The organism is Nostoc sp. DSM 114167 (assembly GCF_052692655.1).
The window spans coordinates 144,864-162,872 of record NZ_CP195116.1 but is presented as its reverse complement, the minus strand read 5'-3'; the positions used below and the strand labels follow the sequence as shown (position 1 = coordinate 162,872).

Below are 18,009 nucleotides of genomic sequence, written 5' to 3'. Positions count from 1 at the left end.
TAACAAAAGTCAGAATCAATGTTAACAATTAAAACCAACTAAGCACAGCTAACCCTGATTTCGTAGCGAATAGACTCAAAACTTACTTTGCGCTCCTTTGCGCTATACTCTGTGTCCCTCTGCGTTTCAACGTTCTGTGAGAATACTTATTTTGTATTCATCTATTTAATATTATTTTTACATCCTATTTATAATTACTGCTTAGAAATTAGCTTAACTTTATAATCTAGAACATACTTCATATTTTCGCTATTGCTGGGAAAAATATCCTATTTAACTTCATGATTACTTGAACTAAATGTCATTACTTATACCATTGTAAGAGCAGTTTAGATGATTGATATTAGAGAAGTAGTTTCAAAAACATACCTTGTCTAGTACATGAATAAAAAATGGGCTGTTAAACGACTTACAATCAATCTCACATCAGGCGAGGCACAGAAGCTTGAACAATACTGTTCAACCACTGGCAGACCAGCAACTGATGTAATTCGGGAGTTAATTCGCTCTCTTTATCCTAAAGATGAAAAAGCCTCTGAAAGCTCATGAATCAAACTGCACAAAAGTGAAACAGGATAAGTACATTTTAATTTGTCAGTGAAATATGATGCTTAACAGTTATCAGCTAACAGTGAATCCCTATAAGTAAAGTTAGGGAATTTAAATAAGAATACTCTCTTACAAAGTTCAGAGCCGAGGAAATCTTCGCTCTGACTTTTGCTTTGGACATTGTGCAATCATTTTGATACACTTGCATAATTAAAAATATCAAATTAATTGAATAAAAGGTAGAATTCAGCATCAAGATGTTCTTACTAACTTGCTTACTTATAGCGGTAGTGAGTCTGCAAGTGTTTTGTAAACCACCAAATTTCAAATTTTGTGGCTGTTTTTAAGCAGTAATTTATCCATTTTTTCGCGCAAAATACCCTTATTGTATCTGGCTTTCCTCCTGAACTATTTTTTGACAATTAGTAATATTACTGATCTTTTCGGAAAATTTTTAAGTTAGATATAGTACTTACCACTTATTTACTTATACTTTCCAAAGTATTAAGAATTTAATCCCTAATTTATTTAATTACAAATAATGATTAAAAAAACCTTGGTTATAAATCAGCCAAAGGTAAGCAAGTTCGTGGGCGAACTGAGGATTTTTGCTGGATTTATAACACTCAGCTTTGCGATCGCCGCAATATTGTGTAACTATCAGGATGCAATCGCCCAAACTCCTGAACCTCAGACGTTACCCCCAGGTCGGTTAGATAATTTTCCTGAGACTCCGTTACCCTCGGATGTACTACCCAAGCCACCAGACGAAAATCAATTGCTTCCATCCCTAAAACTACCGAATCAGCCGATTCTGGAGCAGAATGACCCTAATACCAAATTTCGGGTCGATCGCATTGAAGTTTTGGGCAGTACAGTTTTCAAAGCAGAACAATTTGCCGCTGTCACAAATCCTTTTGTGGGACGGGAACTGACATTTTCAGAGTTGTTGCAAGTTAAAGATGCCATCACCAAACTCTACACTGATAACGGCTATGTCACCACAGGCGCATTGATTGCACCGCAGACAATAGAAGCTGGAACAATCAAAATTCAGGTGATTGAGGGTAGTTTGCAAGAAATTAAGATTGTCGGTAATCGGCGATTACACACTCAATACATTCGCGATCGCATCAAACTTGGTGCGGGAAAACCCTTAAATGTACCGCACTTAATAGAAAAGCTGCAACTACTCCGTCTCGATCCGCGGATTCAAAACCTGTCAGCCGAGTTGCAGACAGGCGTGCAACCGGGAACCAATGTGTTGCAAGTGGAGGTTAAAGAAGCAGAAACTTTTAAACTGGCAGCAAGCCTGGATAATGGGCGATCGCCAAGTGTCGGCAGTTTTCGCCGGGGAGTGGATCTGCAAGAAGCCAATTTATTGGGCTTAGGCGATACCCTGAGTGTGGGATACGCCAATACCGATGGCAGTAATACAATTGATCTCAACTACACGCTGCCGATTAATGCCCACAATGGCACTGTATCCTTCGGTTTTAGCCAGGGATGGAACCGTGTGATTGAAAAACCATTCAGTGTCCTTGATATTCAGTCAAATACCCGCTCTTACGAATTGGGCTATCGGCAACCACTGATCCAAAAACCAACCCAAGAGTTGGCAGTCGGGCTATCGTTCTCGCGCCAGGAAAGTCAAACTGAGTTGGGTATTGATAACATTGGGCCGTTTCGCCTCTCCCCAGGTGCAGATGCGAACGGAAAAACCAATATTTCTGCCCTGCGCTTTTTTCAAGAATATACTCAGCGAAGCAACCAGTATGTTTTTGCGGCGCGATCGCAATTGAGTTTTGGTGTAGATTGGTTCGATGCAAATATCAGTGAGAATGAACCAGATAGCCGCTTTTTCGCCTGGCGAGGACAGGCGCAGTGGGTACGGCAATTAGCACCAGATACTCTATTTTTAGCTAGGGGCGATTTCCAATTGGCAACAGATTCCTTAGTGCCTTTAGAGCAATTTGGTCTAGGTGGACAGCTAAGTGTACGGGGCTATCGCCAAGATGCATTACTCACAGATAATGGCTTGTTATTTTCGGCGGAATTTCGAGTCCCAATTGTCCGCGCTGCCAAAATTGGCGGAGTGCTGCAACTGACACCCTTCATTGATGTAGGTAAAGGCTGGAATACCAAAGGCGAAAATCCATCACCGAGTACGCTTGTTAGTACTGGGTTGGGGCTGTTATGGAAACAGGGTGATGACTTCTTGGCCCGCATAGATTGGGGCATTCCTTTGATTTCAGTGGACGGGGAAAGGCGATCGCTCCAAGAAAATGGCTTGTACTTTTCACTGCGTTATTCCCCGTTTTGAAGCGAGCGTTTCAAAACTATACTGTTTTGGGCAACCTAAAATACAAGGTATAAATAAAGGCTTGGTCTGGTATCGCAACGCCCAGGGCAAAATTGAATTAATTGCGGCTCAACCAACCCATGTACAACCATCTTTAACCTGCACTGCAATGCCAAACTAATAATCAGCCTCGATGTTGAAAATGCTAAAGTCAAAGCGGAGGTTTTGATATGGCTCAAGCTTTAACTCAACTATTTACCTTTGAAGAATTTATCGAATGGCTGCCAGAAAATGCTGGAAAGCGTTATGAGTTACACGATGGGATAATTGTTGAAATGTCTCAGCCAAGCGGAAAACATGAGAAAGTTACGGGATTTTTAGCAGGAGAAATTACCGTTGAATATAAACGCTTGCAATTACCATATTTTATTCCCAAAACAGCATTAGTAAAACCACCAAGGAAATCATCTGGTTACTTACCGGATGTAGTTTTAATCAACGATACTAATTTACATAACGAGGAATTGTGGGAAAAAGAATCTACCGTGACTCAAAGCCAATCAATTCCTTTAATTATCGAGGTAGTGAGTACAAACTGGGAAGACGATTATTACACCAAATTAGGGAATTATGAAGTCATGAAGATTCCCGAATATTGGATTGTTGATTATGCAGCTTTCGGAGCCAGAAAATTTATCGGTAATCCTAAACAGCCGACCATTTCTATTTATCATCTCGTTGATGAAGAATATCAAGTAGCGCAATTTAGGAATTCGGAACATATTATATCCCCTACTTTTCCAGATTTAAAACTGACTGCTAATCAAGTTTTTAATTGTACTTTGTAGAGCTTTTTTGGGTATTTTAAAATACAAAGTATCAATAAAGGCTTGGTGATGAGTACGACCCCTTTTTGGTTAGTTCTATGTAGTGGAATAGTACCATTAATAGTAATGCCACTTCAGTGCGGCTTTGCGATCGCTCAAGTAACTCTTGATGGCACCTTCAACACCACTGTCTCTCAAAGTGGCAATAACTTCACCATCAACAACGGGAATCGAGTTGGCAACAACCTCTTCCACAGCTTCAGCCAATTCTCAATTCCTACCAACGGCTCGGCTTTCTTCAATAATGCCGCAGATGTGCAAAATATCTTCAGTCGTGTTACAGGTGGTAGTGCGTCTAATATCGATGGATTAATCCGTGCCAACGGTAGCGCCAATTTATTCCTGCTCAATCCTGCGGGTATTTTGTTTGGGGCCAATGCCCAACTGAATATTGGTGGATCGTTTGTTGGTACAACTGCAACCAGCATTAAGTTCTCTGACGGGGTGGAGTTTAGTGCTACCAACACGACACCAGCCCCTTTGTTGACGATCGATGCGCCAGTTGGCTTACAATTTGGTAGTAATCCAGGAGCCATTACCGTCCAAGGATCGGGACACAATGCCCAATTAGGCGACTCACTTCAGGTTTCTGGATTAAACCTCGGTACTAGAGGATTACAGTTGCAATCTGGAAAGACACTGGCATTGCTGGGTGGGAATGTTGCCTTAGATGGAGGATTGCTCTCCGCACCAGGAGGGCAAATAGAATTAGGTAGCATCACTAACGGAAGCGTTGCCCTCAATTCCATCCCCGAAGGATTTGCACTGAGTTATCCAAATGCTGCGAGTTTTGGCGATATTCAGATAACTCAACGAGCTTTAGCATCTACACGCGACCTCAGTGGGCAAAGGGGAGGAGCCATCCAAATTCAGGGTAAACAGGTCAGCATCCGAGATGGTTCGCTGATATTAGTGCAAAATCGCAGCAATCAAACTGCTGGTGATATTGCAATCAATGCCACAGAGTCCCTCCAGATTATCGGCAAGTCTCCTGATTTTAAAAGTTCCAGCAGTTTAATTAATGAAACTATATCCCCAGGTGCAGCAGGGAATATTATCATTACCACCCCACAGTTGAATATTGACGGGGGTGGGTATATCTTAAACCGTACCTTTAGCACAGCACCGGGTGGCAATATTGCAATAAATACTGATGAAATGCGGGTGAATGGTTTTGCATTTGGCGATCCTTCTCCTTTTCGAGCAGTCAGCCAGATATTAGCTGCTTCCTATGGGGCTGGAAAAGGTGGAAATGTTAACATCTCCACTCAAAACCTGTCTATTTTAGCTGGCGGCAATATAGCAGCAAGACCCTACGCTTCAGGAAATGGCGGCGATCTGATCGTCAAGGCAGATACAATTCAGGTGACAAATGAGGGAGCGCCAAAGGGTTTTTATTTTAGTCTGTTGTCTACTGCCACATTCGGGTTTGGTAATGCAGGGGATTTGAAAATCGATACCCGCAAGCTGTCGGTTCAAGCTGGCGGCAGAGTGTCAGCTTCTAGCATCGTTTTAGGAAATGCGGGTTCACTGACTATCAATGCGGCTGAATCGATTGATGTGAATGGTGTCAAAGATGCAGCAAATCCCAGCTATATTGGTACTGCTGTTCGTCCTGTTTTTGGAGTTTCCAGCGCTACTTCAGGTAACACCACGATTAACACCCCACTTCTTAATATCAGTAATGGTGCAACAGTTTTTGTCCAAAACCTTGGCTCCGGTAAAGCTGGTACTTTAAACATTCAGGCGAACACCTTACGACTCGACAATGGAGCCAGTATTTCAGCATCCACAAAAGCAGGCGGTGGCGGTAACACTAATTTACAACTGCGGGATCTACTACTGATGCGTCATGGCAGCTTTATCAGTGCAGAAGCAGGTAGCAGTGGTAATGGTGGCAATATTGCGATTAATGCTCCCAACATTGTGGGTTTAGAAAATAGTGACATTATTGCCAATGCTGTGAAAGGAAAGGGTGGCAATATTCAAATCGCAACTCAAGGGATTATCGGACTCAAGTTCCGTCCCCAACTCACTCCCGAAAATGACATTACCGCTAGTTCTCAATTTGGGGTTAGCGGTACCGTTCAAATCAATAATATTGGTGTCGATCCAAACTCTGGGTTAGTTCAACTACCAACCAATGTAACCGATCCATCGCAACAAATAGCCAGTGGTTGTTCTGCAAACCAAGGCAGTCGATTTGTGGCAACGGGACGGGGTGGTGTGCCGCAAAATCCCAATCAAGATGTGACGAGCGATGTCTACGACGGGCTACGCCTAAGCACTTGGTCTGATGTCCGCGATATCTCTGAATATCGCAAAACTGGGGAAGTCACAGCACAAATGCCTGAATCTTCAAAGGTTCTTGTCCAAGCTACTTCCTGGCATCGGAACACCCAGGGCAAAATTGAGTTAATTGCGGCTCAACCAACCCATGTACAACCATATTTAACCTGTGGTGCACAAACTGAAGTTCCACCCATTGCAATGCCTGCGGCAAATTTCGTTTTTAGAAAGCCACACCAAGATGACAACTAAAACTGTTGATGTTGTTCAAACACAATGCCGTTTAGGGAACTCTATATATTATTAATAGAAAGTGAGCGATGAAAGCACTCTCTGTTTGCTGGGGTTTGATCGATATAATGCTGACAGGTGGGATGCTCCTTTGGTGTACCTCTGTGAGTGCCCAGCTAACTCCTGATGGCACCCTTAATACTACTGTTTCCCAAAGCGGTAATAACTTCACCATTACTAATGGTAGTGCCGCCAACAGTAACTTATTTCACAGTTTTCAGCAGTTTTCGGTTCCCACTGGCGGTTCGGCTACTTTTGATTTAGTAAACACGCCCAACATTTCTACCATCTTCAGCCGTGTTACTGGCGGTAATATCTCTAACATTGATGGCTTAATTCAGACGATTAACAGCCACAACCCCGTTAGTCTGTTCTTGATCAACCCTAGTGGGATCATCTTTGGAGCTAATGCCCAACTAAACATTGGGGGTTCGTTTATTGGTACCACTGCCAGCAGTATTAAATTTGCCGATGGTGCTGAGTTTAGCGCAATTAATTCTGAATCTGCCCCATTGTTGAGTATCAATGTTCCCATTGGCTTGCAACTGGGTAACAATCCCGCACCCATCAACATTCAAGGTACAGGACACACTTTGAGGAATATCAGTGGACTAACTCTGCTTCCCCCGACTCAGATTCCCAGTTCTACAAAACTGCGGGTACAGCCGGGAAACACCCTAGCCTTTGTGGGTGGCGACATACATCTAAATGGGGCAAACCTAATCGCTGAAAGAGGACGAGTTGAATTGGGTAGTGTAAGCGGTACAGCATTGGTAAACCTGATACCAACCGCACAGGGCTATACACTGGGATATGGGAATGTACAAAGCTTTGGCGATATTCAACTGGCACAGCGATCGCTATTAGATATCAGCGGCGTGAATGCAGGTTCCGTTCAAATTCAGGGTAGGCAAATTCAATTCACCGATGGCTCTCTGGTACTGGCGCAAAATTTTGGCAATCTCCCCGGTGGTGACATTCGCCTTCAGGCTACAGAGTCCATTAATCTAATTGCCAAAACAGCCGATGGCACAATTCAGAGCGGAGTGCGTAGTGATGCTTTGGGTATGGGAGCTAGCGGGAATATCAGCGTTATTACTCCCAACTTCACTATCAAGTCGGGAGCGGGGTTGAATAGCACAACTCTTGGAGCAGCTCCCAGTGGCAATATTTACATTGATGCAACCGCCATTGAACTGTCTGGCTTTTCACCCAATAATCCTGCTAACGTCACCACGCTAAACACTACTACACTAAGCACTGGGAATGCTGGTGATGTTTTCGTCAATGGTAATAGTCTACTAGTATCAAGCGGTGCCTCACTATCTTCGGCTACCTTTGGCAGTGGTTCTAGCGGTAAAGTGACGATTCGCAACAACAATACCACGGTGATGGGAGAAAGTCCTTCTGGACTTTACAGCAACATTAGCTCAACTACATTTGCAACCGGAAATGCCAAAACGTTGACCCTGAATACTGCGAAATTGCAAATTTTGGATGGGGGGGCAGTTGCCACTACCTCATTTTTTGCAGGTAATGGGGGAGATTTGAGGATCAATGCTACTGAAGCGATCGTCATCAGTGGTGAAGGTCGGGCAACTAATAGCAACATTAACGCCTCCACCATCCGACCCGATCCGTCATTGCGGAAACGATTTGGTCTACCAGATATATTAACAGCGAATGCCGGTACTTTGAGCATTACCACACCGAACTTAACGCTGACGAATGGCGGGACAGTCAGTGTCACCAGTCAAGGCAGTGGAAATAGTGGCAATATTAACATCAATGCAGCCAGCATCAAATTAAAGAATCAAGGGTTTATTCAAGCACAAACAGAATCCGGTAATGGTGGCAATATTAAATTGTCCGCTAAAAACCTGTTGCTTCTGCAAGACAATAGCCAGATAACCTCAACAGCAGGCGGTTCAGGGAATGGAGGTAATATAAACATCAATGCACCCATCATCATCGGCTTGAAAAACAGCGACATTATTGCCAATGCAGTACAAGGCAGAGGTGGTAATATCCAAATCACCACTCAAGGCATCTTTGGGCTGAAGTTCCGCAACCAACTCACTCCTGATAGTGACATTACTGCCAGTTCCCAATTTGGGGTAAGTGGCACGGTTCAAGTTAATACTATCGGTATCGATCCAAATTCTGGCTTAGTCGAACTGCCTGCAAATGTCACCGATCCATCCCAGCAAATTGCTACAGGCTGCGCGGGCAGTGAAGGCAGCCGCTTTGTGGCAACTGGACGAGGTGGTGTGCCGCAAAATCCCAATCAGGTGACGAGTGATGGCTACGAAGGCCTACGCCTACGAACCTGGAATGATGTTCGCGATCTCTCTGCATACCGGAAAACAAGCGAAGTGATAGCCCAAATACCCACAAAAGAGGCAGTTCTTGTCCAGGCTACAGGTTGGGAACGTAATGCTAATGGCAAAATCGAGATATTTGCAGATAAATCTGCTACTCAGGTGCAACCAGCATTAACCTGTGCTGCGATTCCGAGAAGTTAATGATGTTATCAATCATATCATTTAGGGAACTCTAATTTTAAATCAGTAAAAGAAGTCTTTAATAATGAAAGCCGTACCCTTTGTATTTATATTGACAAGTGGGTTATTAACTCCAGGGATGATGCTAAGGGCGATCGCTCAGGTGACATCCGATGGTACTACCAATACCGTTGTCAACCAAAGTGGTAATAATTTTAATATTCTTAACGGTATACAAAAAGGTAAGAATTTATTTCACAGTTTCAGTAATTTCTCTATACCCACAGGTAACACAGCAATCTTCAACAACGCCGCAGATGTGCAAAATATCTTCAGTCGCGTCACTGGTGGGAGTGTTTCCAATATTGATGGTTTAATTAAAGCCAATGGTAGCGCTAATTTATTTTTGCTTAATCCCAGTGGGATAATTTTCGGTGCAAATGCCCAACTTAATCTTGGCGGCTCCTTTATTGGGACAACTGCCCAGAGCATTAAATTTAGTGATGGTGCTGAATTTAACGCTATTAATCCCCAAGCTAACCCCTTATTAAGTATCAATGTTCCTATTGGACTGCAAATGGGTAATAATCCCGCATCAATCACTGTTCAAGGTACAGGACACCGCTTGACTAATATCGGTGGGCTGCCTCTTGTGACTCAAAATCCGAGTGCGACAGAATTGCGGGTACAGCCGGGAAAAACCCTAGCTTTGGTAGGTGGTAATCTGAATCTGAATGGGGCAACTCTGACCGCCAAGCAAGGGCAAGTAGAATTAGGCAGTGTGAGTGGTTCAGGATTGGTTAGTTTGCTTCCAACTGCACAGGGATATACTTTGGGATATGAAGATGGGCAAAAGTTTGGTGATATTCAGCTTACAGGGCGATCGCTATTAGATATAAGCGGGGTGAATGCAGGTTCCGTTCAAATTCGGGGGCGACACATTCAATTCACCGATGGCTCTCTGGTGCTGGCGCGAAATTTAGGCAATATACCCGGCGGCGACATTCGCCTTCAGGCTACAGAGGCGATTGATTTGATTGGCACAACAGCTGATAGCACAATTCGCAGTGGGGTGCGTACTGAAGTTGTGGGTATCGCAGCTAGTGGGAACATCAGTGTAATTACTCCCCAGTTTACCCTCCAGCAGGGAGGGGGGTTGAATAGCATTTCAGTTGGAGTGGCTTCCAGTGGCAATATCCACGTTGATGCAACAGCGATTAAACTGTCTGGCTTGTCACCAATCAATCCAAAGGTTAGTAGCCTTTCTACTTCTGGCTATGGTTCTGGGAACGCTGGCGATATCTCCGTCAATGCCAATAGTTTACTGGTGTCAAATGGTGGATCGCTGATTTCAGCTACATTTGGCAGTGGCTCCAGTGGTAAAGTGACGATTCGCACCAATCACACCACTGTCATGGGAGAAGGCCCCGATGGAATATATAGCAACATTAGCTCAATCACTTTTGCGACCGGAAACGCCAAAACTTTGACCCTAGATACCGCCAAATTGCAAATTCTGGATGGGGGAGCAATTGGGACAACTACATTTTTTGCCGGTAATGGGGGAGATATAAGCATTAACGCCACGGAATCGATCGAGATTAGCGGTCGCAGTCGAAGCAATAACAGCAGTATCAACTCATCTAGCATTCTACTACCTCTACTACTCCGGCAGAGATTCCATCTACCGGATAAACTCACGGCAAATGCAGGTAATGTGAGCATTAACACGCCGAGCCTAACGCTGACAGATGGCGGGACAGTCGGTGTCACTAGTCAAGGTAGCGGCAATGGTGGCAGTCTCAAGATCGCAGCCAATACCATCCGATTAGACCGTCAAGGAAGTATTCAGGCACAAACAGAATCAGGTAATGGAGGTAATATCGCTTTACAAGTTGGGAACTTATTGCTACTGCGTGATAAGAGCGCGATCGCAGCAACAGCAGGCGGTAATGGTGATGGAGGTAATATAAACATTAATGCACCCATCATCATCGGCTTAAAAAACAGCGACATTATTGCCAATGCAGTACAAGGCAGAGGTGGTAACATCCAAATCACCACTCAAGGCATCTTTGGGCTGAAGTTCCGCAACCAACTCACTCCTGATAGTGACATTACTGCCAGTTCCCAATTTGGGGTAAGTGGCACGGTTCAAGTTAATACTATTGGTATCGATCCAAATTCGGGTTTAGTCGAACTACCAGTAAATGTGACCGATCCATCCCAGCAAATTGCTACAGGCTGTGCGGACAGTGAAGGCAGTCGCTTTGTGGCAACGGGACGGGGTGGTGTGCCACAAAATCCTAATCAGATGGCAAGTGATGTCTACGACGGGCTACGCCTACGAACCTGGGATGATATACGAGATTTATCTGCTTACCGCAAAAGTAGCAATGTCACCGCTCAAATACCCCCATCTCCACATATTCTAGTTCAAGCTATAACTTGGCATCGCCGCGCTGACGGCAAAATTGAATTAATTGCCGCTCCTTCTGTTGGCAATATACAGCCGTCGCTCACTTGTATGGCTGTGCCAAATTAAATTGGTGAAACGCGATCGCCGCTCAATTCCAAAAGTGACTAAATTTTATATATGATGACACCATTTTGGGAACCCTAGTTAATTAGGTACAATTGGAAATTCCGTGATGAAATTAATTTCTACTAGGTTCGGTGTCAGTAATCGAATTTGTAAGATACTGCTACCATTGGGGGTAATCTTCCTGGGGTGTAACAGTGCGATCGCTCAAGTGACATCCGATGGCACAACTAACACCATTGTCAATCCAAGTGGTAATAATTTTAATATTATTAACGGAATTGAAAAAGGTAATAATTTATTTCATAGCTTCAGTAATTTCTCTGTACCTACAGGTGGTTCAGCTAGATTTGATTTAATTAACACACCAAATATTACAACTATATTCAGTCGGGTTACAGGTGGAAATGTTTCCAATATTGATGGGTTAATTAGCACGCTTAATAGTAGTAACCCGGTAAGTTTGTTTTTGATGAATCCTGCGGGGATTGTGTTTGGGGCAAATGCCCGCTTGAATATTGGTGGCTCCTTTGTGGGGACGACGGCGAATAGTATTAAGTTTGCCGATGGGACGGAATTTAGTGCTGTAAATGCTTCGGGTACTCCTTTGCTGACTATAAGTGTACCTGTGGGTTTGCAACTTGGGGCAAATGCTGGAGCGATACAAGTTCAAGGGGCAGACTTGCGAGTTAAAACCGGGCAAACACTAGCATTAGTTGGTAGTCAAATCGACATGACAGGGGCAAAACTGACGGCACCAAATGGGCATATCGAACTGTGGGCTTTGCAAAATGCTGGGATTCAAATAGAAAATCAAGCTCAATGGCAACTGACGAGTCCTGTGGCTATGACAAATTGGGGCACAATTACGTTACAACAAGCTTCATTGGTTGATGCAAGTGGAATTAACGGGGGTGCAATCAACATCCGTGGACGTGGGTTGACGGTGCAGGATGGGTCGAATATTAGTTCCACTACCTTTGCTGGGCAAGGTAAGGGAATTACTGTCAACACCACAGACTTTGTTGATCTGCTGGGTGTTTCTCTCCCAGGACAAATTAATCCTGGCATTGGAACTTCTTTAGGTATCTTTTTTGGGCCTCCAGCAACTGGACGAGCTGGAGATGTAACAGTAGAGACAGGACGCTTAAAGTTAGCAAATGGAGCTTGGCTTCAGTCCTCTTCTAATGGCAACAATTCTCGATCGGGAGATGTAACTGTTCGGGCTTCAGATGTAGAGGTGGTAGGTTCTAATCCATTTATTCAAATCCCCACCTCGATTACCACCACTCTCTTTGGTGGCAAGAACAATCAGAGTGGAAATATTTCCATCGAAACAAATCGAATGCGGCTGCAAGATGGTGGAATCGTCAGTACATCTTTGATACCCTTTAACGGTATCTCTCCTCCCACGGGCAAGGCTGGAAATATCTCAATCCGAGCAACTGAGAGCCTTGATATCTCAGGATACACACCCTCTCTACTACTGTCTGGAGTGGGTACGAGAATTGGTCAAACAGAAGGAGACGCGGGAAATATCTCAATCGATGTTGGACGTTTGCATCTCTTTAATGGCGGGTCTATCCGCAGTACTTTATCAGGAAAAGGGAAAGCGGGAAATATCACCATTCAGGCGCAAGAGGTAGCAGTTAGCGATCCAGTAATTGATGTTATCAGCAAATTACCTGGTGGCATTACTGTTTCCGTGAGTGATAATTCAGTAGGTTCAGGTGGAAATATCGCCTTAACTGCTGACAACCTACGGCTCTTTAATGGAGGACAGATCACCTCTTCCAGCCAGGGTCAGGCAAATGCGGGGAATATTAACTTACAGGTTAAAAACATTGATATCCAGGGTATGTCTCAACCTTTAACTAACGGTCAAATTGTACCCAGTGCGATCGCAGCATCTTCAACAACTAATTTTAACGCCGGAACGATAAAAATTACATCTGATACAGTCAAAATACGTAATAGTGCGGAAGTGACCGTGAGCAATATAGGAGGCGGAGATGCAGGTAATTTGAATATTACAGCCAATAATATTTTCCTCGACAATAAAGCCAGTCTGCGATCGGAAGTCAAAGGAGGTAGTCAAGGTAACATTCACCTCCAAGCAAATGATGTTTTGCTGTTACGTCGTGGCAGTAATATTACAACTAATGCCACTGGTACTTCTACCGGAGGTAACATTGATATTACTGCTGGAGCTATTATTGCCCTTCCTGACGAAGATAGCGATATCGTTGCCAATGCAGTACTCGGAAGCGGTGGAAATATTCAAATCACCACTCAAGGCATCTTTGGGCTGAAATTTCGTCCCCAACTCACCCCAGAAAGCGACATCACCGCCAGTTCCCAATTTGGAGTGAGTGGCACTGTTCAAGTTAATAATATTGGTGTCGATCCAAATTCCGGCTTAGTCGAACTACCAGCAAATGTAACCAATCCATCGCAGCAAATTGCTACAGGTTGTTCTGCTAATGAAAGCAGTAAATTTGTTGCAACGGGTCGGGGTGGTGTGCCGCAAAATCCCAATCAGCAAGTAGCTAGCCTACGCACTTGGGACGATTTGCGAGATTTGTCTGCTTACCGAAAAACAGATACAGATCGGGTAACTACGCAGATACCTGTATCCCCAAAAGTCCTCGTTGAAGCCACTTCTTGGCAGCGCAATGCTAACGGCAAAATCGAATTAATTGCAACCCAATCTACCGCAAATATACAGCCCCACTTAACTTGTGATGCAGTTCCCAAGAGTTAATTTGCTCAGGAATCTTATAACCAAGTTGATTAAATTTCAAAGTGATATAGTATACAGACCACTAAACTATGGTAGTGATAATTACTTATGGGTTTCCAAGTTAAACAACTTCGTTGGCTATATATCAGTCTGAGTATTTTGAGCTTGTGTTTGGCAATAACCATTACACCTACTAGAGCGTCTTTGCCAGTACCAACAACTTCTACTCTGAATGTGTCAGCATCGACTTCTCAACCGACCAATTGGCTAGAACAGGGACGAAACCTTTACCATTCAGGACGCTTTGCAGAAGCAGTAACGATTTGGCAAACGGCAGCACAACAGTATCATACCCAAGGCGATCGCCTGAACGAAGCTCTAAGTTTAAGTTACCTGTCACTGACACAACAGGAGCTTAATCAATGGCAAGCAGCCCAACAGTCTATTGAGCAAAGTTTGAAACTGTTACAAACCTCTATTCCCTCTGCTGATGCAATTCTCTGGGCACAAGCACTCAATACGCAAGCAAATTTGCAATTGCATACTGGCAAAGCCGAAACCGCCCTCGAAAGTTGGCAAAAAGCTCAAAAATTTTATGAGCAAGCAGGCGACACAATGGGAAGTCTGGGTAGTCAAATCAACCAGGCACAAGCTTTACAAACTTTAGGATTTTACCGCCGTTCTAAACAACAGTTAGAGGTACTGACTCAAAAGCTGGGAGCAATGCCAGATTCAGAAATCAAAGTCAGTGGACTGCGATCGCTTGGTTTAGCTTTGCAAATAATTGGCGACTCTGGAAAAAGTCAACAGATTTTAGAGCAAAGTTTAGCGATCGCTCGCCAAATTTCAGCCCAACCCCAGTTAAGTTCTATCCTGATAAGCCTCGGCCAAACTGCCGTTGACTTGGAAGATCCAGAATCAGCATTAAATTACTTTGAACAGGCCCAACTCTTAACAACTAACCCAAGCGATCGATTACAAGCGCGTTTAGCTCAGTTCAAACTTTTCCTCAATTACGACAAACTGGAGTTTGCTAACCCACTCGCACCTCAACTACTCCAAGAACTTCGGGAACTGAACCCCAGTCACACCTCACTCTACGCAGCGATCAATTTTGTTGCCACTCTCAACCACCAGTCAAATTCTGACCAAATCCTACCGCTGAAAGATTTGGCGCAACTGATGGCAGTCACAGTGAAATCTGCACAGCAAATCCAGGATACTCAAGCCGAAGCTCATGCACTAAATCAGTGGGGAAAACTCTATCAGCGTACACAGCAGTTATCTGAAGCACAGGAGTTAACTCAGAAATCCCTCAACATTGCTCGCCAACTCCAAGCTAACGATATCATTGCTCAATCTGCTTGGCAGGTGGGACAGTTGTATAAACAACAAGGCGATCGCTCAAAAGCGATTAGTGCCTATACAGAAGCAGTCAACGCTTTAAAGGCACTGCGGGGAGATTTGGTGGCTATCAACCCTGATGTCCAGTTCTCTTTTCGCACCAGTGTGGAGCCTGTCTACCGAGAACTGGTTGATTTACTTCTAGAGAATGAACCGAGTCAAGCAGAACTAATCCAAGCTCGTGAATTGATTGAATCCCTCCAAATTGCGGAACTCGATAACTTTTTTCGGGAAGCCTGTTTAGATAAAACTCAACAGATCGATCGGGTTGATCCCACTGCAACCGTCATTTATCCAATCATCCTGCCAGATCGTTTAACAGTAATTCTCTCCAAAGCAGGGCAACCACTCCGTTCCTATGTCACTCATAAATCGCAAGCTGAAATTGAGCAGACTCTAGACAATTTTTTGGTTGCGCTTAACCCTGTCTCGGATTCTAAAGACCGAGATCGATTATCTCAACAAATTTATGGTTGGTTGATTCGTCCAGAGTCAGCAGAGCAAGCATTTATTGATACCAAGACATTGGTGTTTGTTTTGGATGGTCGATTGCGGAACATTCCCATAGCAGCTCTTTTTGATGGTAAGCAATATCTGATTGAGAAGTATGCTGTGGCACTCTCACCAGGATTGCAACTAATGGCGACGCGATCGCAAAACCACATCAGTGCGATCGTCGGTGGCATTAGCCAATCTCGCGCTGGCTTTAGTGCTTTGCCCGCCGTGGAATCAGAAGTGAAACAAATCTCAAAGACGGTATCTTCTAGGATGTTGCTGAATCAGGAATTTACCAGTCAAGCCCTTGCTGAACGTGTGAAATCTAGTAGTGCAGGTATTGTCCACCTAGCAACCCACGGACAGTTTAGTTCCCGCCTCGAAGACACCTTCTTGCTCACTTGGGATGGACAAGTCAATGTTAAAGAATTATCTGAACTCCTGAAAAATCGCGGTAGCGATCCATCAAAAGCCATCGAGTTGCTGGTACTAAGTGCCTGCGATACTGCCGCAGGCGACGATCGCGCCGTCCTGGGACTAGCGGGCTTGGCTGTCAAATCCGGCGCTCGCTCAACTATCGCCACCCTATGGCCCGTCAAAGATCGGGCAGCCGCGATGCTCATGACTCGCTTTTATGACCAACTCCGACAACCCAAAATCACTAAAGCCGAAGCACTAAGACAAGCACAAATTAGCCTAATTCGCCAAACTGATTTCCACGAACCGTTCTTTTGGTCTGGCTTTGTTTTGATCGGCAACTGGATTTAGCTAAGTAATACAACGGAGTCAATTGCAAATAATTTAGGCTATTTTTTACAGCACTTCATCAGAAGCTCGCCTATACTGCTAGTAGAAGTTCCCTGATTTTACTCCTACTTAGACTTATTATCTGAGCTTCTGAACATAGTCGAAAGAAACGTATTTTGTTTGTATCACATTTCAATGACATAAGGAAAAAATCATGAAACGTCGGTATATAGCTAGTACATTGAGCGTCATCGCTCTGATCGCTAGCAGTACATGGACTACTGCCCACGCTGTTACATTTACCCCACCCCCCAACAGTAGCTCTCCCAGACAATCAACGGGAGGAGCTTCTCGCGGTAGTATGTTTACCCCTGCTGTCGGCAAAGGTGCGCCCAGACAAGCAACTGGAGGAGCTTCTCGTGGCAACCTCTTTACACCTGCTGCCGGGAAAGGTGCGCCCAGACAGGCAACTGGAGGAGCTTCTCGTGGCAACCTCTTTACACCTGCCTCTGGCAAAGGTACGCCCAGACAGGCAACTGGAGGAGCTTCTCGCGGCAACCTTTTTACACCTGCCCCTGGCAAAGGCGCTCCCCAACAAGCAAGTGCGGGTGCTTCTCGCGTTGGTACTTACTACTTGAATCCATCGATTACAAATACAACGCAACCAGCAGCGCTAATCGCCCTCTTGCCTCAAAATTTCTATGGCACAACGGTATCTGAACGTCCCACAATCTTGGTGTATCTCCCAGCTTCCAATGCCGAAGAAGCAGTGTTCAGCCTCAAAGATGAAGCTGGCAATATGCAACATCAGATGAACATTTCAGTTGCAGGAAAAACTGGGGTAATCGCGATCGAATTACCAGCTAATGCACCCGCTTTAGCCGTTGGTAAAAACTATCAATGGTTCCTAGCCCTGAAAGTAGATGGTCAACTCAGTCCGAGTACGCCCTACGTCGATGGTTGGATTCAGCGTATCCAGCCCAGCGCTGAGTTGGCAACAGCAATCCAAGAGCAAGATGCTTTGAAGCGGGCTACTATTTTGGGTAAAAACGGTGTTTGGTATGACTGTGTGGCAACACTTGCATCGGTATACACCACTCAACCTAACAATGCAACTCTCCGCAAACAATGGGAAGAACTTTTATCCTCAGTGAGTTTGAAGGAGATTGTAACAGCGAACTTATTAGCATCTACTAACTAATACCAATTTGGGCATGGGTATGGGATAGTGACACATCCTTGGGTAAAGACGCGAT

9 protein-coding genes are annotated in these 18,009 nt (G+C 44.4%); all 9 read left to right on the top strand.

All coding sequences use genetic code 11. From position 1 onward, the window contains the following. The first annotated feature begins 381 nt into the window (after nt 1–381). The 9 genes from NSTC731_RS00700 (at nt 382) to NSTC731_RS00660 (ending at nt 17,954) form a co-directional block, all read left to right on the top strand. The gene (locus tag NSTC731_RS00700) at nt 382–549 is read left to right on the top strand and encodes a CopG family transcriptional regulator (RefSeq protein ID WP_322662451.1); all 168 of its coding nucleotides are present in this window, start codon (nt 382–384) and stop codon (nt 547–549) included. Between the two features lie 541 nt (nt 550–1,090). Further along, nucleotides 1,091–2,872, top strand: a complete 1,782-nt coding sequence (locus NSTC731_RS00695; RefSeq protein ID WP_445629167.1) for a ShlB/FhaC/HecB family hemolysin secretion/activation protein — start codon at nt 1,091–1,093, stop codon at nt 2,870–2,872. A 209-nt stretch (nt 2,873–3,081) separates the two neighbouring features. Continuing rightward, nucleotides 3,082–3,699, top strand: coding sequence for a Uma2 family endonuclease (locus NSTC731_RS00690; RefSeq protein WP_445629166.1), 618 nt, complete (start codon nt 3,082–3,084; stop codon nt 3,697–3,699). Between the two features lie 48 nt (nt 3,700–3,747). Continuing rightward, on the top strand, nt 3,748–6,279 hold the full coding sequence (locus tag NSTC731_RS00685; protein WP_445629165.1) for a two-partner secretion domain-containing protein: 2,532 nt from the start codon (nt 3,748–3,750) through the stop codon (nt 6,277–6,279). A gap of 68 nt (nt 6,280–6,347) precedes the next feature. Beyond that, a complete protein-coding gene (locus NSTC731_RS00680; protein ID WP_445629164.1) occupies nt 6,348–8,843 on the top strand; it encodes a two-partner secretion domain-containing protein in 2,496 nt (831 codons plus the stop codon). A gap of 64 nt (nt 8,844–8,907) precedes the next feature. After that, nucleotides 8,908–11,367 carry a two-partner secretion domain-containing protein gene (locus NSTC731_RS00675; RefSeq protein ID WP_445629163.1) on the top strand — a complete coding sequence of 820 codons (2,460 nt, stop codon included), beginning with the start codon at nt 8,908–8,910 and terminating at the stop codon, nt 11,365–11,367. A 106-nt stretch (nt 11,368–11,473) separates the two neighbouring features. After that, a complete protein-coding gene (locus tag NSTC731_RS00670; protein WP_445629162.1) occupies nt 11,474–14,128 on the top strand; it encodes a two-partner secretion domain-containing protein in 2,655 nt (884 codons plus the stop codon). An 87-nt stretch (nt 14,129–14,215) separates the two neighbouring features. Next, nucleotides 14,216–16,774, top strand: coding sequence for a CHAT domain-containing protein (locus NSTC731_RS00665; protein ID WP_445629161.1), 2,559 nt, complete (start codon nt 14,216–14,218; stop codon nt 16,772–16,774). A 193-nt stretch (nt 16,775–16,967) separates the two neighbouring features. After that, nucleotides 16,968–17,954, top strand: coding sequence for a DUF928 domain-containing protein (locus tag NSTC731_RS00660; protein WP_445629160.1), 987 nt, complete (start codon nt 16,968–16,970; stop codon nt 17,952–17,954). Nucleotides 17,955–18,009: the final 55 nt, after the last annotated feature.